Origin of the sequence: Neoroseomonas eburnea (genome assembly GCF_018129005.1) — a bacterium.
In the GTDB taxonomy this organism is placed as follows: Bacteria; Pseudomonadota; Alphaproteobacteria; order Acetobacterales; family Acetobacteraceae; genus Neoroseomonas; species Neoroseomonas eburnea.
Genome location: NZ_JAAEDL010000033.1, coordinates 19,773 through 40,869 on the forward strand (window position 1 = coordinate 19,773; position 21,097 = coordinate 40,869).

The 21,097-nt window shown below is 70.0% G+C and carries 23 protein-coding genes and 2 tRNA genes; 22 read left to right on the plus strand and 3 right to left on the minus strand.

Annotated elements, in window-relative coordinates; genetic code table 11:
* The first annotated feature begins 241 nt into the window (after positions 1–241).
* Positions 242–580, plus strand: coding sequence for an STAS domain-containing protein (locus tag GXW74_RS23525; protein ID WP_211849037.1), 339 nt, complete (start codon positions 242–244; stop codon positions 578–580).
* Positions 577–1,032, plus strand: coding sequence for an ATP-binding protein (locus GXW74_RS23530; protein ID WP_211849038.1), 456 nt, complete (start codon positions 577–579; stop codon positions 1,030–1,032). The genes GXW74_RS23525 and GXW74_RS23530 overlap by 4 nt, the downstream gene beginning before the upstream one ends.
* On the opposite strand, the gene GXW74_RS23535 is transcribed toward GXW74_RS23530, so the two are convergent.
* On the minus strand, positions 1,022–1,906 hold the full coding sequence (locus GXW74_RS23535) for an alpha/beta fold hydrolase (protein ID WP_211849039.1): 885 nt from the start codon (positions 1,904–1,906) through the stop codon (positions 1,022–1,024). The genes GXW74_RS23530 and GXW74_RS23535 overlap by 11 nt on opposite strands.
* A gap of 87 nt (positions 1,907–1,993) precedes the next feature.
* On the opposite strand from GXW74_RS23535, the gene GXW74_RS23540 reads away from it, so the two are divergent.
* From GXW74_RS23540 to GXW74_RS23550, 3 genes are read left to right on the plus strand one after another with little or no spacing between them, the layout of a single operon-like run.
* Positions 1,994–2,392, plus strand: coding sequence for a carboxymuconolactone decarboxylase family protein (locus tag GXW74_RS23540; RefSeq protein WP_211849040.1), 399 nt, complete (start codon positions 1,994–1,996; stop codon positions 2,390–2,392).
* A 5-nt stretch (positions 2,393–2,397) separates the two neighbouring features.
* Positions 2,398–3,303, plus strand: coding sequence for an NAD(P)-dependent oxidoreductase (locus tag GXW74_RS23545; protein WP_211849041.1), 906 nt, complete (start codon positions 2,398–2,400; stop codon positions 3,301–3,303).
* Positions 3,300–4,145, plus strand: coding sequence for an N-acyl homoserine lactonase family protein (locus tag GXW74_RS23550; RefSeq protein ID WP_246523960.1), 846 nt, complete (start codon positions 3,300–3,302; stop codon positions 4,143–4,145). Before GXW74_RS23545 ends, GXW74_RS23550 begins: the two co-directional genes overlap by 4 nt.
* A 227-nt stretch (positions 4,146–4,372) precedes the next feature.
* Here GXW74_RS23550 and GXW74_RS23555 read toward each other — a convergent pair whose 3' ends face one another.
* Positions 4,373–4,699, minus strand: a complete 327-nt coding sequence (locus GXW74_RS23555; RefSeq protein ID WP_211849042.1) for a multidrug DMT transporter permease — start codon at positions 4,697–4,699, stop codon at positions 4,373–4,375.
* 94 nt (positions 4,700–4,793) lie between these two features.
* Here GXW74_RS23555 and GXW74_RS23560 point away from each other — a divergent pair, with 94 nt between their 5' ends.
* The 16 genes from GXW74_RS23560 (at position 4,794) to GXW74_RS23635 (ending at position 18,910) form a co-directional block, all read left to right on the plus strand.
* The gene (locus tag GXW74_RS23560; protein WP_211849043.1) at positions 4,794–5,930 is read left to right on the plus strand and encodes a glycosyltransferase family 4 protein; all 1,137 of its coding nucleotides are present in this window, start codon (positions 4,794–4,796) and stop codon (positions 5,928–5,930) included.
* A complete protein-coding gene (locus GXW74_RS23565) occupies positions 5,930–6,847 on the plus strand; it encodes a glycosyltransferase family 9 protein (protein WP_211849044.1) in 918 nt (305 codons plus the stop codon). The genes GXW74_RS23560 and GXW74_RS23565 overlap by 1 nt, the downstream gene beginning before the upstream one ends.
* Positions 6,848–7,008: 161 nt before the next feature.
* Positions 7,009–8,958, plus strand: a complete 1,950-nt coding sequence (gene thrS / locus GXW74_RS23570; RefSeq protein WP_211849045.1) for a threonine--tRNA ligase — start codon at positions 7,009–7,011, stop codon at positions 8,956–8,958.
* Between the two features lie 159 nt (positions 8,959–9,117).
* The gene (gene infC / locus GXW74_RS23575; protein WP_211849046.1) at positions 9,118–9,642 is read left to right on the plus strand and encodes a translation initiation factor IF-3; all 525 of its coding nucleotides are present in this window, start codon (positions 9,118–9,120) and stop codon (positions 9,640–9,642) included.
* 322 nt (positions 9,643–9,964) lie between these two features.
* Positions 9,965–11,350, plus strand: a complete 1,386-nt coding sequence (gene ffh / locus GXW74_RS23580; protein WP_211849047.1) for a signal recognition particle protein — start codon at positions 9,965–9,967, stop codon at positions 11,348–11,350.
* A 24-nt stretch (positions 11,351–11,374) separates the two neighbouring features.
* Positions 11,375–11,710: a 30S ribosomal protein S16 gene (gene rpsP / locus GXW74_RS23585; protein ID WP_211849048.1), complete on the plus strand. Its 336-nt coding sequence runs from the start codon at positions 11,375–11,377 to the stop codon at positions 11,708–11,710.
* 45 nt (positions 11,711–11,755) lie between these two features.
* Complete coding sequence (gene rimM, locus GXW74_RS23590; RefSeq protein ID WP_246523983.1) at positions 11,756–12,259, plus strand: ribosome maturation factor RimM; 504 nt, start codon at positions 11,756–11,758, stop codon at positions 12,257–12,259.
* Positions 12,256–13,059: a tRNA (guanosine(37)-N1)-methyltransferase TrmD gene (trmD, locus tag GXW74_RS23595; protein WP_211849050.1), complete on the plus strand. Its 804-nt coding sequence runs from the start codon at positions 12,256–12,258 to the stop codon at positions 13,057–13,059. The genes rimM and trmD overlap by 4 nt, the downstream gene beginning before the upstream one ends.
* 24 nt (positions 13,060–13,083) lie before the next feature.
* Positions 13,084–13,488: a 50S ribosomal protein L19 gene (rplS, locus tag GXW74_RS23600; protein WP_211849051.1), complete on the plus strand. Its 405-nt coding sequence runs from the start codon at positions 13,084–13,086 to the stop codon at positions 13,486–13,488.
* A 59-nt stretch (positions 13,489–13,547) separates the two neighbouring features.
* Positions 13,548–14,978 (plus strand): 3-isopropylmalate dehydratase large subunit, encoded by a 1,431-nt coding sequence (gene leuC / locus GXW74_RS23605; RefSeq protein ID WP_211849052.1) that lies wholly within the window; start codon positions 13,548–13,550, stop codon positions 14,976–14,978.
* A 1-nt stretch (position 14,979) separates the two neighbouring features.
* Complete coding sequence (leuD, locus tag GXW74_RS23610) at positions 14,980–15,591, plus strand: 3-isopropylmalate dehydratase small subunit (protein WP_211849053.1); 612 nt, start codon at positions 14,980–14,982, stop codon at positions 15,589–15,591.
* Between the two features lie 69 nt (positions 15,592–15,660).
* Positions 15,661–16,776, plus strand: coding sequence for a 3-isopropylmalate dehydrogenase (gene leuB / locus GXW74_RS23615; RefSeq protein ID WP_211849054.1), 1,116 nt, complete (start codon positions 15,661–15,663; stop codon positions 16,774–16,776).
* Between the two features lie 265 nt (positions 16,777–17,041).
* A complete protein-coding gene (locus tag GXW74_RS23620) occupies positions 17,042–17,644 on the plus strand; it encodes a DUF1326 domain-containing protein (RefSeq protein ID WP_211849055.1) in 603 nt (200 codons plus the stop codon).
* Positions 17,645–17,797: 153 nt separating this feature from the next.
* Positions 17,798–18,613: a DUF2182 domain-containing protein gene (locus GXW74_RS23625; protein ID WP_211849056.1), complete on the plus strand. Its 816-nt coding sequence runs from the start codon at positions 17,798–17,800 to the stop codon at positions 18,611–18,613.
* Positions 18,614–18,700: 87 nt separating this feature from the next.
* Positions 18,701–18,777, plus strand: a tRNA-Arg gene (locus GXW74_RS23630).
* A 56-nt stretch (positions 18,778–18,833) separates the two neighbouring features.
* A tRNA-Arg gene (locus tag GXW74_RS23635) sits at positions 18,834–18,910 on the plus strand.
* A gap of 62 nt (positions 18,911–18,972) precedes the next feature.
* Here the strand turns inward: GXW74_RS23635 and GXW74_RS23640 are convergent.
* On the minus strand, positions 18,973–20,109 hold the full coding sequence (locus GXW74_RS23640) for an AraC family transcriptional regulator (RefSeq protein WP_246523961.1): 1,137 nt from the start codon (positions 20,107–20,109) through the stop codon (positions 18,973–18,975).
* Between GXW74_RS23640 and GXW74_RS23645 the strand changes: the two genes are divergently transcribed.
* The gene (locus tag GXW74_RS23645; protein ID WP_211849057.1) at positions 20,015–20,758 is read left to right on the plus strand and encodes an SDR family oxidoreductase; all 744 of its coding nucleotides are present in this window, start codon (positions 20,015–20,017) and stop codon (positions 20,756–20,758) included. The two genes, GXW74_RS23640 and GXW74_RS23645, sit on opposite strands and share 95 nt — an antisense overlap.
* Positions 20,759–21,097 lie beyond the last annotated feature (339 nt).

Genomic DNA, 21,097 nt, shown 5'->3' on the forward strand with positions numbered 1-21,097 from the left:
GAAATGCGGCACGGACCGGCCGAGAGGAGCTCCGCCCTTCTCAAACTCTCTCCGCCAAGGTTCCCACCGCCGATGCAAGACTTCGGCGACGGGAACCCCCGAAGCCGAAAGATCTCTGGAGCCCAATACTTTAGGTTGGGGGTTCCAAGGGCCCTAAGCCCCTGGTGGGGGAGCTTGAGGGGGCAACGCCCCCTCTATTCGAGTTTTCCGGCACTCTACCGGCGAAAGGAAGGACGGGCAGATGGACATGGTGGTCGACACGGGTGGGGCGTCGCTTCGCGTCATGCTGGCCGGCCGGCTCGACGCCGCTGGCGCCGAGAAGCTCGAAACCGCCTTCACGACCGCGGTCGGCGTCGCGGCGCGCGACGTCGTTGTGGACCTCTCCGGCGTCACCTTCGTCGGCTCGCTCGGCATCCGGCTCTTGACCGTCGCCGCCCGCCAGGTGGCGCGGGCGAAGCGGCGCTTCGTCATCTGTGGCGCGCAGCCGGCGGTGTCCGAGGTCTTCACCACCGTCGCGCTCGACGAGCTGATCCCCATCGTCGCGGACGAGGCCGCCGCGCGCGCGCATCTCGGGGCGTGAGCGGCGCGGAGACCGGCGGGGGGGTGCTGCGGCTGGCGCTGCGCGGGACGGCGGCCTCCGAGGTCACCCGTGCCCAGTCGGCGGTGGCGGCCTTCCTCGCGGCGCACGGCGTCGGGCCGCGCAGCGTCGCGCGTGTCGAGCTGCTGCTCGAGGAAGTCGCGCTCAACACGCTGCGCCATGGCTACGCGCCCGGCGAGGAGCCGATGCTCGACATCGCAGCCTCCCTGGCGGACGGGCGCTGCACGCTGGAATTCGAGGATCGCGGCGTCCCCTTCGACCCCACCGCGGCGCCGCTCTCCGCCCCGGCGCCGGAGTTGGCGGAAGCGCGGATCGGCGGCCTCGGCGTGCCGCTGATCCGGCGCACCGCGCAGGACCTGCGTTACGAGCGCACGGCGGACGGCCGCAACCGGCTGCGCCTGGTGCTGCCGGCCCAGGACGAGGCTAGCGGCTGAGGAATCCCTCCAGCCGCGCCAGCACCTCCTGCGGCGCTTCCTCGGCGAGGTAGTGGCCGGAGGGCACGGCGCCCGTCTCCAGCGGGCCTGAAGCGTAGCGGCCCCAGATCTCCGGCGCGTCGTACCATCTCGGGATGCTGCCCTTCGCCCCCCACAGCGCGAGCATCGGGCAGCGCACCTTCTCGCCCGCTGCGCGGGAGGCGCGGTCATGTTCGAGGTCGATCGTCGCCGCCGCGCGATAGTCCTCGCAGATCGCCTCGATGGTGCCGGGCAGGCGCAGCGCGGCCAGGTAGTCGGCGCGCGCCTCGGGATGGAAGAAGCCGGCCGGCTTGGGCTCGCGGGAGGTGTGGAAGTCGAACCACGGCTCGATGTCGGCGCGGATCATGGCCTCCGGCCCCGGATGGCGCTGGGCGAGGAAGAACCAGTGCCAGTAGCCCATGGCGAAGGCCATGTCGGCGCGCTCGAAATGCTCGAGCGTCGGGATGATGTCCATGGTGCAGAGCCGCTCGACGATATCGGCGTGGTCGAGCGCCATGCGGTGCGCGACGCGCGCGCCGCGGTCATGCGCCACCACCTGGAAGCGGTCATGGCCGAGCGCCTTCATCACCGCGACCATGTCGGCGGCCATGCTGCGCTTGGAATAGGGCGCGTGGTCGGCGCTGACCGGCGGCTTGTCGGAGAAGCCGTAGCCGGTGATGTCGGGACAGATGACGGTGAAGCGCTGCGCCAGCGCCGGCGCGACCTTGTGCCACATGGCATGGGTCTGCGGATTGCCGTGCAGCAGCAGCACGGGAGGGCCCTCGCCACCGCGACGCAGGCGGAAGGTCCGGCCGTTCACCGCCGCCCGATCCAGCGTGAACCCTTCGAAGAACATGGCAGACTCCTCGGCCGCGGCTGGTTGACCGGCCCGCGGGACCGCGCCAGCGTGCGCGCGTCAATCTTCCCGTGGGAGGGATCGAAAATGTCCGACGATCAGGCGCTGTTCGACAAGGGGCTGCCCATCCGCCGTGCGGTGCTCGGGCCGGACTACGTGGATTCGTCCATGGCCAAGGCCGACGAGTTCATGATGTCGTTCCAGCGTGCCACCACCGCCTGGGCCTGGGGCTGGGCCTGGGGCGACCCCACGCTGGACCGCAAGACGCGCTCGCTGCTGAACCTCGCCATGCTGACGGCGCTGGGCAAGATCCCGGAAGTGAAGCTGCACGTGAAGGGCGCGCTCAACAACGGCATCACGGTGGACGAGATCAAGGCGACGCTGCTGCATGCCACCGCCTATTGCGGCATTCCCGCCGGCCTCGACGCCTTCAAGGCGGCGCATGAGGTGCTGATCGCCGAAGGCGCCATCCCGGGGAAGAAGTGATCGCCATGGCCGCCATCCGGAAGATCGCCTTCGCCGGTATCGGCAACATGGGCTGGCCGATGGCGGCCAACCTGGTGAAGGCCGGCTTCGACGTCACGGTGTGCGATGTCGTGCCGGGCCGCGCCGATGCCTTCGCCGCCGAAGTGGGCGGGCGCGCCGCCGCCAGCCCGGCCGAGGCCGCCGCCGGCGCCGATGGCGTCGTCACCATCGTCCCCACCAGCAAGCAGGTGGCCGAGGCGGTGGAGGCGATGTCGGCCTCGCTCGCGAAGGGCATGCTGGTCATCGACATGACCTCCGGCCAGCCGGGCCGCACGCGGGAGATCGCGGCGGGCCTCGCCGAGCGCGGTGTCGCGATGATCGACTGCCCGGTCTCCGGCGGCGTGCCGCGCGCGAAGACCGGGCAGCTCGCCATCATGGCCGGCGGCGAGGAGGCCGATCTCGACCGCGCCGAGCCGGTGCTGAAGGCGATGGGCACCTCCATCCACCGCTGCGGGCCGATCGGCGCCGGGCAGGCGATGAAGGCGCTGAACAACCTGGTTTCCGCCGGCGGCTACCTGATCGGCATCGAGGCGCTGCTGATCGGCCAGCGCTTCGGCCTCGATCCGGCGAAGATGGTGGACGTGCTCAACGCCAGCACGGGGATGAACAACTCCACCCAGAAGAAGTTCAAGGAATACGTGCTGTCCCGCCGCTTCGACGCGGGCTTCGGCCTCGACCTGATGGTCAAGGACCTGTCGATCGCGCTGGAAGTCGGCCGCGAGACGACGACGCCCACCCCCTTCGCGGCGCTGTGCCGGGAGATGTGGGCCTCGGCCGCGGCGCTGCTCGGCCCGGGCGCGGACCATACCGCCGTCGCGAAACTGTCCGAGCAGATGTCGGGCACCGTGCTGGGCGGGAACAAGGCGCCATGACCGCGGCGAAGGACGGGCCGATGGCCGGTGCCGGCGATGCGCCCGGCCCGGTGTGGGAGGCCTATGCCATCCGCTACGGGCGGCACGAGCGCACGGCGCAGTCCAACCACCTGCTGCCGCTGCCCGACCCGCACGAGGCCATGCCGCTCGACTACTACGTCTGGCTGCTGCGTGGCCCCGGCGGGCGGGAGATCGTGGTCGACACCGGCTTCGACCACGAGCTCGCCGCGAAGCGCGGGCGGACGCTGTCGCGTGCCGTCGCGGACTGCCTCACGGCGATGGGCACCGACCCGGCAAAGGTGCAGGACGTCATCATCACCCACCTGCACTACGACCATGCGGGCTCGCTCGGCATCTTCCCCGCGGCGCGCTTCCACCTGCAGGAGCGCGAGATGCACTTCGCCGTCGGCCGGCACATGTGCGTCCACGCCATCCGCATGCCCTTCGAGGCGGATCACGTCGTCGCCATGGTCCGCGCCCTCTACGCCGACCGGGTCGAGTTCCACGACGGCGATGCCGAGGTCGCGCCCGGCGTCACCGTCCATCGCGTCGGCGGCCATTCCGACGGGCTGCAGGTGGTGCGGGTGGAGACGGCGCGCGGGCCGGTCGTGCTGGCCTCCGACGCCATGCACTTCTACGCCAATGCGCTGAGCGGAAATCCCTTCCCGATCATCTTCGACCTCGGCGCCATGGCGGCGGGCTGGCGCACGGCGAGGAAGCTCGCGGGAGGGGATGATTCGCGCGTGATCCCCGGCCACGACCCGGCAGTGCGCGACCGCTTCCCGGCCGTTCCGGGCCAGGACGGAGAAGTCGTCGCGCTGCACCTGGCCCCGAACGGCTGATACCCGTCGCGCGAAGGATCGGCCCGCGGTCCGAAGGGCCGGGCGCACGGCGCGGCAAATACCGCGGAGCCGGGAGCCGCCGATGCGGTTCGCCCGGCGTGAGAGCGGGGGGTGAAGGTCAGACCTTCGCTCGCCTGGCGTGAGCGGCGGTGCCGGGCATGGAAAGGCGCCGTGCGGCGCCTGGCCAACCAGACTCTGAGGCCAGCTCCGGCCGCGGGCGGGCGGTTCTAGTTCAGCAGCGTGACGGCGCCGGACAGCAGTCCGGCAATGCAGAACATCATCGACAGTCCCGGCCAGGTGCGCATCGGGCCGCGGATGCCGATCACCGCGTTCACCGCCAGCGAGGCCATCACCGCCGCCAGCGGCTGCGACCAGTGCAGCGTCAGGAAGCCCCAGACGATCAGGCCGAGCCACATCCAGAAGGAGGCCGTCGCCGCCCAGCCCCACACCATGTCGGATGCGGCGGAAGCCGGGCGCATCTCCGGTGCCGCGGAACGAGTACGGATGAAGCTGCCCGCCGACAGCAGCATCATGGCCAGGAAATACGTCGACATGCGAAAGACTTGCGCCGCCCCGTGCTTCGGCGCAAGACGCGAGGCGGTGATGCGCCGGCTTGTGTAGTCGCGCCGTGAGACACCCCATAGGACCGTGACCCGCCGCGCCACGCCGCCCGCCGTGCTGCAGATCCTGCCTTCGCTCGTCTCGGGCGGGGTCGAACGCGGCACGCTGGAAATCGCCGAGGCGCTGGTCGCCGCCGGGATGCGCTCCCTGGTGGCTTCCGCCGGCGGGCCGCTGGTGCCGGCGCTCGAGGCGCTGGGCGCCCGGCACGTGACGCTGCCGCTCGACACCAAGTCGCCAGCCGGCATCTGGCGAAATGCCGCCGCGCTGGCGGCGCTGGTGCGGGCGGAAGGGATCGCGGTGCTGCATGCCCGGTCCCGCGCGCCGGCCTGGTCGGCGTTGCTGGCCGCGCGGCGCACTGGCGCGCACTTCGTCACCACCTACCACGGCACTTACAACGAGGGCTTTCCGGGCAAGCGCCTGTACAACTCCGTCATGGCGCGGGGCGAACGGGTGATCGCCATCAGCGCCTTCATCGCGGGGCTGGTGAGGGACCGGCACGGCGTGGGCGAGGACCGGCTGCGGATCATTCCGCGCGGCGTGGACGAACGGGTCTTCGATCCGGCACGGATCGCGCCCGCGCGCATCGCCGCCCTGCGCGCCGCCTGGAAGGTGCCGGAGGGCAGGCCGGTGGTGATGCTGCCGGGCCGCGTCACGCGGTGGAAGGGGCAGGGCGTGCTGGTGGAGGCCATGGCCCGCCTGCCCGGCGAGGCGATCGCGCTGATGGTCGGCGATGCCGGCGGCAAGGCGGCCTTCCGGGAGGAACTCGCCGCGCGCATCGCCGCGCTCGGCCTGGCCGGCCGCGTGCACCTGGTCGGCCATGCCGCGGACGTGCCGGCGGCGTTGCTGCTGGCCGATGTGGTGGTGCACGCCTCGACCGATGCCGAGGCCTTCGGCCGCACGGTGATCGAGGCCCAGGCGATGGAACGCTGCGTCGTCGCGAGCGACCTCGGCGGCCCGACCGAAACCGTGCAGCACGGCGTCACCGGCTGGCGCGTGCCGCCCGGCGATCCTGCGGCGCTCGCCGCGGCGATCGGGCGCGTGCTGGCGATGCCGCCCGAAGCGCGGGCGGCGGTCGGCGCGCAGGCGCGGGCGGCGGTGCTGGAGGGCTACACCACGGCGCGGATGCAGGCGGCGACGCTCGCCGTCTATCGCGAGCTGCTGTGATGCGGGTGCTGGTCATCAAGCTTGCCGCGCTCGGCGACTTCGCCCAGGCCTTCGGCCCCTTCGCGGCGATCCGCGCACATCACCCGGGCGCGCGCATCACCCTGCTGACGACCAGGCCCTACGCCCCTCTCGCGCGCCTCTCGCCCTGGTTCGACGAGGTGTGGGAGGATGGCCGCCCGTCCTGGACCGACATCCCCGCGGTGCTCCGCCTGGCGCGACGGCTGCACGCGGCGGGCTTCGACCGGGTCTACGACCTGCAGACCTCCGCGCGATCCTCGCGCTACCGCTGGTTCGTCGGGCGGCGGGCGGAATGGTCGGGCATCGCGCCCGGCGCCTCCCACCCGCATGCCAACCCGGCGCGGGATTCGATGCACACGGTCGATCGCCAGCGGGAGCAGCTCGAGATCGCCGGCATCCGGGATTTTCCGGCACCGGACCTCGGATGGCTGGATGCCGACGTCGCGCGCTTCGGCCTGCCGGAGCGGTTCTGCCTGCTGGTGCCGGGCGCCTCGCCGGGCCGGCCGGCCAAGCGCTGGCCGGCGGAGAGTTTCGGGGCGCTTGCCGCCGCGCTCGACCTGCCGGCGGCGGTGATCGGCGGCCCGGCCGAGGCACCGCTCGCCGCGGCCATTCTCGCGGCCGCGCCCGGCAGCATCGACCTGACCGGCCGCACGGGCTTCGCCGACATCGCCACGCTGGGCCGGCGGGCGGCCTTCTGCGTTGGCAACGACACCGGGCCGACGCATCTCCTCGCCGCCTGCGGCTGCCCGACCCTGGCGCTGTTCGGGGAGGACAGCGACCCGGCGCTCTGCGCGCCGCGCGGGCCCTCGGTGGCGTTCATCCGCCACATGCCGCTCGCGACGCTCGATGCCGCGGAGGTCCGCGACGCGGTCGCGGCGCTGCGCCGCGGCCGGAACTGATGTCCGGCCCGCGTCGTGCGCCGGATGACCGGCGAACGCCGCGGATCGGCAGGCACGCGGCGGCCGAAGCCGTGGTCTGCGTGCTCTCGCCTTGACGCGCCGGGCCCTCAACCGCAATTTCCGCCCCCCCAACCCCCCGCCGAAGCGAGGATGTGCCCGCGATGCCCGCGATTACCCTGCCTGATGGTTCCGTCCGGTCCTTCGATGGGCCGGTGACGGGCACGCAGGTCGCGGCCGCGATCGGCCCGGGCCTGGCCAAGGCCGCCCTCGCGATGCAGGTGGACGGCGTCATCCAGGACCTGGCGCGGAGCATCGAGTCCGATGCCGGGCTCCGCTTCATCACCCGCAAGGACCCCGAGGCGCTGGACCTGATCCGCCACGACGCCGCCCATGTTCTGGCCGAGGCGGTGCAGGAACTGTTCCCCGGCACCCAGGTGACGATCGGCCCGGCGATCGAGAACGGCTTCTACTACGACTTCGCCCGCAACGAGCCCTTCACGCCGGACGACTTCGCCGCGATCGAGGCGAAGATGCGCGAGATCGTCGCGCGCAACGCCGCCTTCGAGCGCATCGTCACCACCCGGCACGAGGCGATGGCGCTGTTCGAGGCCAAGGGCGAGAAATACAAGGTCGAGCTGATCCAGGACCTGCCGCAGGGCGAGACCATCACGCTCTACCGGCAGGGCGAATGGGTGGACCTCTGCCGCGGGCCGCACATGCGCGGCACCGGCGATGTCGGCACCGCCTTCAAGCTGATGAAGGTGGCCGGCGCCTATTGGCGCGGCGACCACCGCAACGCGATGCTGAGCCGCATCTACGGCACGGCCTGGCGCGACCAGAAGGAGCTCGACGCCTATCTCCATCAGCTCGAGGAGGCGGAGAAGCGCGACCACCGCAGGATCGGCAAGGAGATGGGCCTGTTCCATCTCCAGGAGGAAGCGGTCGGCTCGGTCTTCTGGCATCCCAAGGGCTGGCGGCTCTATCGCACGGTCGAGGCCTACATGCGCCGGCGGCTCGATGCCGCCGACTACCAGGAGGTGAAGACGCCGCAACTCGTGGACCGCAAGCTGTGGGAAGCCTCCGGCCACTGGGAGAAGTTCCGCGAGAACATGTTCATCGCGACGGTCGAGGATGAGGGCGAGAAGGACCGCGTCCTCGCGCTGAAGCCGATGAACTGCCCATGCCACGTGCAGATCTTCAACCAGGGGCTGCGGTCCTACCGCGAGTTGCCGCTGCGCATGGCCGAGTTCGGCTCCTGCCACCGCTACGAGCCCTCCGGCGCGCTGCACGGCATCATGCGCGTGCGCGCCTTCACCCAGGACGACGCGCATATCTTCTGCGCCGAGGAGCAGATCGCCGAGGAGACGGTCCGCTTCGTGGAGTTGCTGTCCTCGATCTACCGCGACTTCGGCTTCGAGGAGTTCCGCGTGAAGTTCTCCGACCGCCCGGCCAAGCGCGCCGGGACGGACGAGGTCTGGGACCAGGCGGAGGGTGCGCTCAAGGAAGCCTGCCGGATCGCGGGGGTGGAGTACGAGCTGAATCCGGGCGAGGGCGCCTTCTACGGCCCGAAGCTGGAATTCGTGCTGCGCGACGCGATCGGCCGCGACTGGCAGTGCGGAACCCACCAGGTCGATTTCGTGCTGCCGGAGCGGCTGGACGCCCAGTATGTCGCCGAGGACGGATCCCGGAAGCGCCCCGTCATGCTGCACCGGGCCATCCTTGGGTCCTTCGAGCGTTTCCTCGGCATCCTGATCGAACAGCATGCGGGGCGCTTCCCGCTCTGGCTCGCGCCGGTGCAGGTGGTCGTCGCGACCATCGTCGACGAGGCGGCGCCCTTCGCAAAGGAAGCCGCCGCGGCGCTGCAGAAGGCCGGGGTCTCGGTTTCGCTTGATCTTCGCAATGAGAAGATCAATCGCAAGGTGGTGGACCATATCGACCAGCGCGTGCCGGTGCTGGCCGTGGTCGGCCGGCGTGAGGCCGAGGAGCGGAGCCTGGTGCTGCGCCGCCTGCCGGGGCGGGAGCAGGAAACCCTGTCGCTCGCCGATGCGGTCGCCCGTCTTGCAGCCGAGGCGACGCCACCCGATCTCATGCCGGCAGCCCAGCGGGCATGAGGTGCTGATGTCGCGCGGCAGCCGTCACGGCAGCCGCGCGCGCATACGCCCGGTGCGACAATGCCGAGCGTATCCAGTTGCAGCGGCGTGACCGTCGCCCCATAAAGCGCGCGGATTGCGTTTCAACCACGACAGGAGACGACCATAGCCCGAGGTCCTATGCCCGCCACGCCGCCCACCAAGGACGGCCCGCGCATCAATGACGAGATCCGCGTGCCCCAGGTGCGCCTGATCGACCAGCACGGCGAGATGCAGGGCGTGATGACCGCCCGCGAGGCGCTGATCCGCGCCTATGACGTCGGCCTCGATCTGGTCGAGATCTCGCCCAATGCGGTGCCGCCTGTCTGCAAGATACTCGACTACGGCAAGTACAAGTACGAGCAGCAGAAGAAGGCGAACGAGGCGCGGAAGAAGCAGAAGGTCGTCGAGATCAAGGAGATCAAGGTCCGTCCGAACATCGACGACCACGACTACGATGTGAAGATGCGCCAGATGAAGACCTTCATCTCGGAAGGCGACAAGGTGAAGGTGACGCTGCGGTTCCGCGGCCGCGAGATGGCGCACCAGGACCTCGGCGCCAAGGTGCTGGAGCGCATCCGCAACGAGTTGGTCGAGACCACCAAGGTCGAGCAGTTCCCGCGGATGGAGAACCGGCAGATGATCATGGTGCTGGCGCCCAAATAGGCTCCTCAGGCGCCGGCGCCCGCATCCGCGGGCTTGGCTTGCGCGCCGCGGGCTGGCTCGCCCGGCTCCGCTGACGGTCTGGGCGCGGTCGCGCTTTGCGCTCCCGGCCCGAGGCACGGCCTCGGGCCGCCCTTGTTTCCGGGCGGTGCGCTTTCCTTGACCTGGAGGTTGGAGGGCGCTATTGGCCCGCTTCCCCGGTTCGCCCTGAACCGTTTGTCCGCCCCCTGATGGGGTGGGCTCCGTCGCTCCGCGAAGGCTCGCGCAGCGGCGCGTAACCTTTTGGGGCAACCGCAACGCGTTGAAGGACTGAACGGACCGCCCGATGTTCGAGGCATTGTCCAGCAAGCTGAACGGCGTCTTCGACCGGCTGCGCCGCCGCGGCGCGCTGTCCGAGGCCGACGTGTCGGAAGCGCTGCGCGAGGTCCGCGTCGCGCTGCTGGAAGCCGATGTCGCGTTGCCGGTGGTCCGCGACCTGGTCAACAAGGTGCGGGAACGCGCTGTCGGGCAGGAGGTGATCCGCTCCGTCTCCCCCGCCCAGCAGGTCATCAAGATCGTCAACGATGCGCTGGTCGAAGCGCTCGGCGGCGGCGAGGGCGATGACGGCAAGCGCGGCATCGACCTGAACGCGCCGTCTCCGGTGCCGATCCTGATGGTCGGCCTGCAGGGCTCGGGCAAGACCACCACCTCGGGCAAGATCGCGCTGCGGCTGCGCGCGCGGGACCGCAAGAAGGTGCTGCTCGCCTCGCTCGACGTGCACCGGCCGGCGGCGCAGCTCCAGCTCCAGACCCTGGCGCAGCAGGCCGAGGTCACCAGCCTTCCCATCGTGCCTGGCCAGACGCCGCTGCAGATCGCCGCCCGCGCCATGGATGTGGGTCGGCGCGAGCTCTACGACGTCGTCATCCTCGACACCGCCGGCCGTCTCGCCATCGACGAGGCGCTGATGGAGGAGGTGGCGCAGGTCAAGCTCGCCACCAATCCGCACGAAACGCTGCTGGTCGTGGACGCCATGACCGGCCAGGACGCGGTGAACACCGCGACCGCCTTCCAGCAGAAGGTCGGTGTGACCGGCATCGTCATGACGCGCATCGACGGCGATGCGCGCGGCGGCGCCGCCCTGTCCATGCGGGCCGTCACCGGCGCGCCGATCAAGCTGCTCGGCGCGGGCGAGAAGCTCGACGCGCTGGAAGACTTCCATCCGGATCGCATCGCGTCGCGCATTCTCGGCATGGGCGACATCGTCTCCCTGGTCGAGAAGGCCGCCGCCACCATCGACCAGGCCGAGGCCGAGAAGCTCGCGGCCCGGATGCAGAAGGGCCAGTTCACGCTGGAAGACTACGCAAACCAGCTCAAGCAGATCGGCAAGATGGGCAGCCTGCAGGGCATCCTCGGCATGCTGCCCGGTGTGGGCAAGATCAAGCAGCAGTTGAACGACGCCAATCTCGACACCTCGATCCTCAAGCGCCAGGCGGCCATCATCGGCAGCATGACGCCGCGCGAACGCCGCACGCCCGACCTCATCAAGGCGTCGCGCAAGAAACGCATCGCCGCCGGGTCCGGGACATCCGTTCAGGAAGTGAACAGGCTGCTCAAGCAGTTCGACGACATGTCCGCGATGATGAAGCGGATGAACAAGCTCGGCCAGAAGGGGCTGATGCGTGGCGGGCTCGCCGCGCTGCTCCCCGGGGCCGGTAACAAGCGACCCTTCTAGAGACAGACGACGAAAGGAAGCCTCATGGGCCTCAAGATCCGCCTTGCCCGCGCCGGTGCGAAGAAGCGCCCCTACTACCACATCGTGGTGGCCGACAGCCGTTCGCCGCGCGATGGCCGCTTCATCGAGGCGGTGGGCTCGTACAACCCCATGCTGCCGGCCGAGCATGCCGAGCGCGTGCGGCTGAAGGATGAGCGCATCACGCATTGGATCAGCCAGGGCGCGGTGGCGACCGACCGTGTCGCGAAGTTCCTCGGCAAGGCCGGCCTGGCGCCGATGCCGGTGTTCCGCGAGCAGCCGAAGCAGTCCGCGCCGAAGAAGAAGGCGCAGGAGCGCGCGGCCGCCGCCGCGGCGGGCTGAAGCGTCTCGCGCAGAGGGTGACGTGAGGTGGCGGTGAAGCGCGTGATGGTGGGCGAGATCGGCAGGCCGCATGGCGTGCGCGGCCTCGTGCGCCTGCGCGCCTTCACCGAGGACCCGGCCGCCATCGCCGCCTATTCCCCGCTGACCGATGCCGCCGGCACGCGCCGCTTCGCGATCACGCTCAAGGGTGGCGACCTCGCCGCCATCGAGGGTGTCGCCGACCGCGACGCGGCGCAGCGCCTGACCGGGACGAAGCTCTATGTCGAGCGCGACCGGCTGCCGCCGCCGGAGGAGGAGGAGTTCTACCTGACCGATCTGATCGGCCTCGCGGCCGTGACGGAGGGCGGGAAGCGCCTCGGCACGATCCGCGCGGTGGAGGACCACGGCGCCGGCGCCTTCCTGATCGTGGAAGGCGAGGGCAGGGAGCACCTGCTGCCCTTCACCAAGGCCGTCGTGCCGGTGGTGGATGTGGCGGGCGGCCGCGTCACGGTGGTGCCGCCGGGGGAGATCCTCGTCGCCCCGCAGCCTGGGGAGGAAGACGCGGCATGAGCCCGTCGGGTCACCCCAGGGCGCCGGCGCCGGGCACCGGCGGCGTGACTCCGCCGGGCAACCGGTGGCGCGCCTCCATCCTGACGCTGTTCCCGGAGATGTTCCCGGGGCCGCTCGGCCTGTCGCTCGCCGGCCGCGCGCTGCGCGACGGCAGGTGGTCGCTGGACACGCACGACATCCGCGCCTTCGCCACCGACCGCCACCGCACGGTGGACGACACGCCGGCCGGCGGCGGGGCGGGGATGGTGATGCGCCCGGACGTGCTGGACACGGCCATCGGTGAGGTGCTGGCGGAGGGCGACGCCCGCCCGCTCATCTACCTGACCCCCCGGGGGCGGCTGCTGGACCAGGCGACCGTCCGTACCCTGGCCGCCGGCCCCGGCTGCGTCCTGCTCTGCGGCCGCTACGAAGGCATCGACCAGCGGGTCATCGAGGCGCGGGGCATGGTGGAGCTCTCGATCGGCGACTATGTGCTGAGCGGAGGCGAAACGGCGGCGCTGGTCCTTCTCGACGCCTGCGTGCGGCTGCTGCCCGGCGTGATGGGCGCGGCCGAGAGCGCGACCGAGGAAAGCCACGGCGCCGAGGGCCTGCTGGAATACCCGCACTACACGCGTCCGGCCGAATGGAACGGCCGGGCCATCCCGGAGGTTCTGCTCTCCGGCCACCACGCGGAGATCGCGCGCTGGCGACGGGCGGAGAGCGAGCGGATCACGAAGGAGCGCCGGCCCGACCTCTGGGCGCGGCACGAAGCGAAACACGGGGGCGCGGGGGGCATGGACGGCCACCCCGCCGCCGCCTAAAGGACGCAAGGAAAGGATACTGTCATGAACCTGCTGCAGCAGTTCGAGGCCGAGCAGCTCGCCCGCCTCACCGCCGCCCGCACCACGCCTGATTTCGCGCCGGGCGACACCGTCCGCGTGATGGTCAAGGTGCAGGAAGGCGAGCGGGTCCGTACCCAGGCCTATGAGGGCGTGGTGATCGCGCGCAACAACAAGGGCGTGCAGAGCAACTTCACGGTGCGCAAGCTCTCCTACGGCGAGGGCGTGGAGCGCGTCTTCCCGCTCTATTCGCCGAACGTGGCCGAGATCCAGGTGGTCCGCCGCGGCAAGGTGCGTCGCGCGAAGCTGTATTACCTGCGTGGCCGCACCGGCAAGTCGGCGCGCATCGCCGAGAAGCTGGGCACCAAGTCGGATGGCGCGGCCAAGCCGGCCGCCACGACCGAGGGCTGACTATATGAGGGGCGCCGCGGTTCGCGCGGCGCCCTGGACTGACCATTCGGGAGAAAACGATGTCAGCGCAGAAGCCGCGCACTCTGTTCGACAAGATCTGGGACGCTCACGTCGTCGAGACGCTCCCGGATGGCACGGCGCTGCTCTACATCGACCTTCACCTTACCCACGAAGTGACCACGCCGCAGGCCTTCGACGGCCTGCGGACCGCCGGGCGCCGCGTGCGCCGGCCGGATGCGACGCTCGCGGTGGTGGACCACAACATCGCCACCGACGACAGCCGCCGCACCGGCATCGTCGACCCGGAAAGCCGCCTGCAGGTCGAGACGCTCGAGAAGAACGTCGTGGAGTTCGGCGTGCCCTACATCCCGCTGCTCGATGACCGCCAGGGCATCGTGCACGTGATCGGGCCGGAACTCGGCCGCTCGCTGCCGGGCATGACCATCGTCTGCGGCGACAGCCACACCTCGACGCATGGCGCCATGGGTGCGCTCGCCTTCGGTATCGGCACCAGCGAGGTCGAGCACGTGCTCGCCACCCAGACGCTGCTGCAGAAGCCGGCGAAGAACATGCGCATCAGCGTGGACGGCAACCTGGCCTTCGGCTGCTCCGCGAAGGACATCGTGCTTGCCATCATCGGCAGGATCGGCACGGCGGGCGGCACCGGCCACGTCATCGAATATGCGGGCGACGCGATCCGCGCGCTCGACATGGCGGGCCGCATGACGGTCTGCAACATGTCGATCGAGGGCGGGGCTCGCGCCGGCATGGTCGCGCCGGACCAGACCACCTACGACTACATCGCGAAGACGCCGAACGGGCCGAAGGGCGCGAAACTGGCGCGCGCCATCGAGTGGTGGAAGACGCTGCCTTCCGACGCCGCGGCGCATTTCGACACGGAACTTCGCCTCGACGCCCATGCCATCGCGCCGCAGGTCACCTGGGGCACCAACCCCGAGGCCGTGCTGCCGATCACCGGCACCGTGCCCAACCCGGCGGATGTGGAGGACGAGGCCAAGCGCGCGCAGATGGAGCGCATGGTCCAGTACATGGGCCTCACGCCCGGCCAGCGGCTGCAGGACCTGAAGGTGGACGTCGTCTTCATCGGATCCTGCACGAATTCCCGCATCGAGGACATCCGCGCCGCGGCTTCGATCGCCAAGGGGCGCAAGGTGGCCGACGGCGTGCGCGCGATGGTCGTCCCCGGCTCGGGCCTGGTGAAGAAGCAGGCGGAGGCCGAGGGCCTCGACCGCATCCTGAAGGAAGCGGGCTTCGAGTGGCGCGAGGCCGGCTGCTCCATGTGCCTCGGCATGAACCCGGACAAGCTGACGCCGGGCCAGCGTTCGGCCAGCACCTCCAACCGCAACTTCGAGGGGCGCCAGGGCCCCGGCGGACGCACCCACCTGCTGTCCCCGGCCATGGCCGCCGCCGCCGCCGTGGCGGGGCACCTCGCCGACGTGCGCGACTATCAGCCGAAGGAGACCATGTGAGATGCAGGCCTTCACGACGCTGACCGGCATCGCCGCCCCGCTGCCCAAGGCGAATGTCGACACCGACCAGATCATCCCGGCCCGCTTCCTCAAGTCGATCTCGCGCCTCGGCTTCGGCAAGAACCTGTTTGCCAACTTCCGCTACAGGGAAGATGGATCCGAGAATCCGGACTTCGTCCTGAACCAGGAGCCCTACCGCAAGGCGGAGATCCTGATCGCCTTCGAGAATTTCGGCTGCGGCTCCTCGCGTGAGCATGCGCCCTGGGCGCTGCTCGACTTCGGCATCCGCTGCGTCATCGCGCCGGACTTCGCCGACATCTTCCACAACAACTGCTTCAAGAACGGCATCCTGCCGGTGCGCCTGCCGAAGGAGGTCTGCGCGCAACTGATGGAGGATGCGAAACTCGGCGCCAATGCCCGCATCACCGTCGATCTCGAACGCGAAGTCGTCGTGCGGCCGAACGGCGAGGAGATCCCGTTCAAGATCGATCCGCTGCGCCGCCACCTGCTGCTGAATGGCCTCGACGACATCGGCCAGACGCTGCAGCACGTCGCCTCGATCGACAGTTTCGAGGCGAAGCAGAAGGCCGCCCAGCCCTGGCTCTACGCCTGACCTGATACTTCCCCGGGCGGCGTCTCCTCCCCGGGGCGCCTCCCGCCCTTGCAGGAGACGCCCAGCCACATGCCTTCCAACAAGAAGCTCCTCGTCCTGCCCGGTGACGGGATCGGGCCGGAGGTGATGCGAGAAGTCCGTCGCGTCATCGACTGGATGGACCGCCGCCGCGCCGTCTCCTTCGACATCGAGGAAGGCCTGGTGGGCGGATCGGCGATCGATGCCGAGGGCACGCCCTGCTCCGATGCCACGGTGGCGAAGGCGAAGGCCGCGGATGCGGTGCTCTTCGGTTCCGTCGGCGGCCCGAAGTGGGACAGCCTGCCCTTCGAGCAGCGCCCCGAGCTCGGTATCCTGCGACTGCGCAAGGATCTTGGGCTGTTCGCCAACCTGCGTCCCGCGCTGGTCATGGACCCGTTGGTGGAAGCCTCCTCCCTGAAGCCCGAGATCGTGCGTGGCGTGGACATCATGGTCGTCCGTGAATCGACGGGCGGTGTCTATTTCGGCGAGCCGCGCGGCGTCGAAACCCTGCCCGATGGCAAGCGCCGCGGATTCGACACCGACGTCTACCACGAGGACGAGATCGCCCGCGTCGCCCGCGTCGCCTTCGACCTGGCGCGCAAGCGCCGCGGCAAGGTGACGAGCGTCGAGAAGGCCAACGTCATGCAGTCCGGCCGCCTGTGGCGTGCCGTGGTCGGCGAGGTCCACAAGGCCGAGTATGCCGACGTCGAGCTCGAGAACATGTACGCCGACAACTGCGCGATGCAGCTCTGCTCGCGGCCCAAGCAGTTCGATGTCATCCTCGGCAACAACCTGTTCGGCGACGTGCTGTCCGACCTGGCTGCGGCGCTGACCGGCTCGCTCGGAATGCTGCCCTCGGCGACGCTCGGCGCGGTCGATCCGACCAGCGGCAGGCGGCATGCGCTCTATGAGCCGATCCACGGCTCGGCGCCCGACATCGCGGGCAAGGGCATCGCGAATCCGCTCGCGCAGATCCTCTCCTTCGCCATGCTGCTGCGCTGGTCCTTCGGCATGGAGGAAGACGCCGCGCTGCTCGAGCAGGCGGTCGGCAAGGTGCTCGCCGGCGGGCTGCGCACGGCGGACATCATGCAGCCGGGCATGGCGCGCGTCGGCACCTCGGTGATGGGTGAGGCGGTGGTGCGCGAGCTCGACAAGCTCGCGGCCTGACCCGGCGGCGCGGCCCCTTCCGGGGCCGCGTCTCCCGCATGGATGGATCCTTCCCTTCCTGCTTTCAGCGGGGGGTTGGAGCGGCGTGCCCGATCGCGGCGCGCGGGTGATTCCGCGTGACTGTGGACCGTCTCGGGACCAGACTGATCTCAAGCTCCTCGGGATCACGCGCTTCCGTCGCTCTCCGCATTGATCGGCATTCATCGAGTTGAATGTCTTCGGGCCGTGCGCCAGCCGCGGCCCTTCCAGCCGGAGGAGGATCGCCATGGGCTACGATCTGAAGGGTGAACTGCTCGAGGTCTGCGACTGCAACACGCTCTGCCCGTGCTGGATCGGCGAGGATCCCGACAATGGCACCTGCCGTTCGTCGCTCGCCTATCACATCGACAAGGGCGAGATCGACGGCCTCGACGTCTCCGGGCTGAACTTCGGCATCGCGGTCTTCATTCCGGGCAATGTCCTGGCCGGCAAATGGCGCGTCATCCGCTACGTCGACGACCGCGCCACGCCGCAGCAGGAAGCTGCCCTGCTCAAGGCGTTCCGCGGTGAGCTGGGGGGGCCGATCGCCGATCTCGTCAGCCTGGTCGGCGAGGAGGTCGCGGCGCGGCGCGCGCCCATCACCTTCGAGGTCCGGCAGGGCAAGGGCACGCTGCGGATCGGCGATACCGTCCATGCCGAGATGGAACCCTATCGCGGCCCGACCGGCGAGCCGACGCGGCTGGTGGAGAGCATCTTCTCGACCATTCCCGGATCGCCCGCCTATGTCAGCAAGGCCTCCGAGTTCCGCCTGACCCAGCCGGAGCTCGGCATCGACCTGAAGCTGCAGGGCCACAACGCGATCCAGGGGCTCTTCGAGCTCCGCGGCTGACCCGCGGCATGGCGGGCGGATGGGACCGATGGGCCGTGCCCGGGCATCCGGCGCCCTGATACCGAACAGCTTTTCGGCTGACCCGGTATCAGGGCTCGTGTTTCGCGCGCGGCCGCCCCACCTGCCCCGCGCGCCCCATCGGTCGCATCGCCGATGACCAGGTCATCACTAAGGCTTGGCGGACTGACGCCGCACGACCGACACTTCCTGCCGCTCTTTGCCGGCACGATGCTGATTGCCTGGGCCGCGCTGGGGGTGTGGGACCTGTCGCCCTACGCCCGCTACCTTGAGCACGACTGGACGCGCCTCGGCCTCGCGGCCGGCCTCTGCACCGCCGTGCCGGCCGGCGAACTGCTCGTGCCGACGATGCTCTATGCGGGCGGCTGGATGCTGATGACGGCGGCGATGATGCTGCCCACCACGCTGCCGCTCGCCACGATGTTCCGTCGGATGACGATGGGCCGCCCCGACGGCGGGAGTCTCATGGCGTTTCTTTTCGGCGGCTACCTGCTCGTCTGGTTCGGATTCGGCGTCGCGGCGCACCTGCTCGGCATGGTGGTGCTTGGCATGGCGCGCGCCTCGCTCTGGCTGGCGTTCAACGGCTGGGCGGTCGGCTTCGTCATCCTGCTTGCCGCCGGGCTCTTCCAGTTCTCGCCGCTGAAGTACCGGTGCCTGGATGGCTGCCGTTCGCCGCTGGCCTTCGTGCTCGCGCGCTGGGCCGGCCGGCGGCCGCGATTCGAGAGCCTGCGCATCGGATTCGCGCATGGCCTGTCCTGCGTCGGCTGCTGCTGGCTGCTGATGCTGCTGATGTTCGTGGTCGGGACGGGCAGCCTGGGCTGGATGCTGGCGCTCGGCGCGCTGATGGCGCTGGAGAAGAACAGCCGCTGGGGACGGCGGCTTGCTGCGCCGATCGGCGTCGCGCTGCTCGTTGCCGCGGCCGGGGTCGCCGCCACCGGCGCGGGTCATTGAGGCGCTTCGTCCGCGATGCGCGGAGTGGGGGTTGCGGAGCCGCGCAGCCTCCGCTATTCCCCCGGCCTCGCCGCGGTGGCGGCAAGGGCGCCCGTAGCTCAGCTGGATAGAGCACCAGACTACGAATCTGGGGGTCAGAGGTTCGAATCCTTTCGGGCGCGCCACTCCACCTTTCCCGCCGCCGTCGAGGCATCCCGCGCAGCCGCGCTGCGCGAGATCAGCGCCCGTAGCTCAACTGGACAGAGCACCAGACTACGGATCTGGGGGTTGGGAGTTCGAATCTTCCCGGGCGCGCCATATTTCCACGAAATCAATGCCATACAAGGCGCGTGCACGGCCCGCGTGTGAGGCTGCGGCCGCTAGCCGATCCTCGGCATCCCCGCGACCGCCATCCGCATCTGCTCGGCGCCGCCGCGCGCGAACCGCCCCGGCGGCTGCCCGACATGACGGCTGAAGGCCGTGCTGAAGGTGCTTGCCGAGCCATAGCCGACGCGTCTCGCAACCTCATCCAGCGCGATGGTCCTGCTGCGCAGGAGATCCTTCGCGACGGCCATGCGCCACGCGAGAAGGTACTCCATCGGCCGGAGCCCGACACTGCGCGTGAAGCGATCGAAGAAGGCCGAGCGCGAAAGGCCCGCCTCCCTTGCGAGTTCGTCCGCCGTCCAGGAGCGTGCCGGATCGCCATGCATCCACCGCAGCGCTTCGGCAATGCGGCCATCCGCAAGCCCGCGCAGAAGGCCAGGCGGGGCATCCTTGCCTTGCGCCGCCCGCAGGGATTCGATCAGCAGCACCTCGACCAGGCGCGCGAGCACGAGATCGCGTCCGGCCCGCTCCTCATTCGCCTCGTCGCCGAACAGGCGCACCAATGTGGCGAGCCGGTCGTTGCCGTGAATGTGGATCATCGCCGGCAATAGCGACACGATGAGCCCCGCATCGGGGGAGTCGAAGACGAAGTAGCCGCCGCGCAGACGGACATCCGCCGGACCGTCGGGACGGCCGTGGCGGATTTCCTCGCCCGCCGCCGGCGCTTCCTTGGGGTCGATGCGCCGGGGCGTCGCAGGTTCGAAGCCCGAAATGGTGAAGGCCGGCGTCGCGGGCAGCAGCACGAAGTCGCCCTCCTGGAGGATGACAGGTTGCTCGCCCGCGACAGCGAGGCGACATCGTCCTTCGATCACGGCGCAGAAGCCCGGATGCCCGAACTCGGAGTAGCTCACGGCCCAAGGCCCCGCGCCGCTGATCCCCTTGGAGAAGACGGAGCGGGGCCGAAGGAGCTCGATCACCTGTGCGAGCGGGTCTGCCATTTCGGACTTATGCCAACAGAATTCGGATTTCTGATTGATGATGGTCCAAATTGGCGGACCTATCTTTCCCTCGTCAACCACGCAGGAGAAGGAACCCGCGATGAAGACCGTCCTGATCACCGGCTGCTCGGCCGGCTTTGGCCTCGAAACTGCGCGCCACTTCCATGCTCTGGGCTGGAACGTGGTGGCCACCATGCGCGTCCCCCGGGAGGACGTCTTGCCGCGCTCCGCAGGGCTGCGCGTGCTGCCGCTGGACGTGACGAGGACCGAAAGCATCGAGGCGGCGCTCGATGCCGCCGGGCCGCTCGACGTGCTGGTCAACAATGCGGGCATCGGCGTGTTCGGCGCCTTCGAGGCGACGCCGATGTCGCATGTGCGCAAGGTGTTCGAGACCAACACCTTCGGCGTCATGGCGATGACGCAGGCCGTGATCCCCCGGTTCCGCGCCCGGCGGTCGGGCGCGATCGTGAACGTCACATCGAGCGTGACGCTTGCCCCGATGCCGCTGGCCGCCGCCTACACCGCCAGCAAGCAGGCCATCGAAGGCTTCACGGGATCGCTCGCCCATGAACTCGGGCACTTCGGCATCCGCGCGAAGCTGGTCGAACCCGGCTATGCCCCGACGACGCGCTTCGCGCACAACACCGAGGTGCGCGCCGAAGACCTGATCCCGGATGCCTATGCCGCCTTCGCTGCCCCGATCTTTGCCGCGATCGCCCGGCCGACCCTGGTGACGAAGGAGACGGACGTCGCCGAAGCCGTGTGGCGGGCTGCGAACGACTTCTCCGGTCAGCTCCGTTTCCCCGCAGGCTCCGACGCCCTGGCGCTGGCGCACGACGCCTGAGGATCGCCCGCGCCGCTTATCGTCGCACCGGGCGGACCGGCGCGGACCTCGCCCAAGCCGCGACCGGAAAGCCATCGGAAGGATGATTGCATATGGGTTGGCGGCCCCATCCTCACGGGTGATCCGCTCCGCATCCGGGATATCGTTCGGGAGCATGCCGAGCGGCGCATTCCCCGGCGCTGGTGCCGGCATTCTCGAACGGTCTGCAGGCATCTGAAGTCATTGAATCGAAACGGCACGCGCAAACCGGGAGCATGGGGTGCGGATCGCGCTCCGACCCGCGCCATCCCGACGACCGCCATCCGCCCTGTCGGGACGGCGATGCGCGGATCGTTGCCG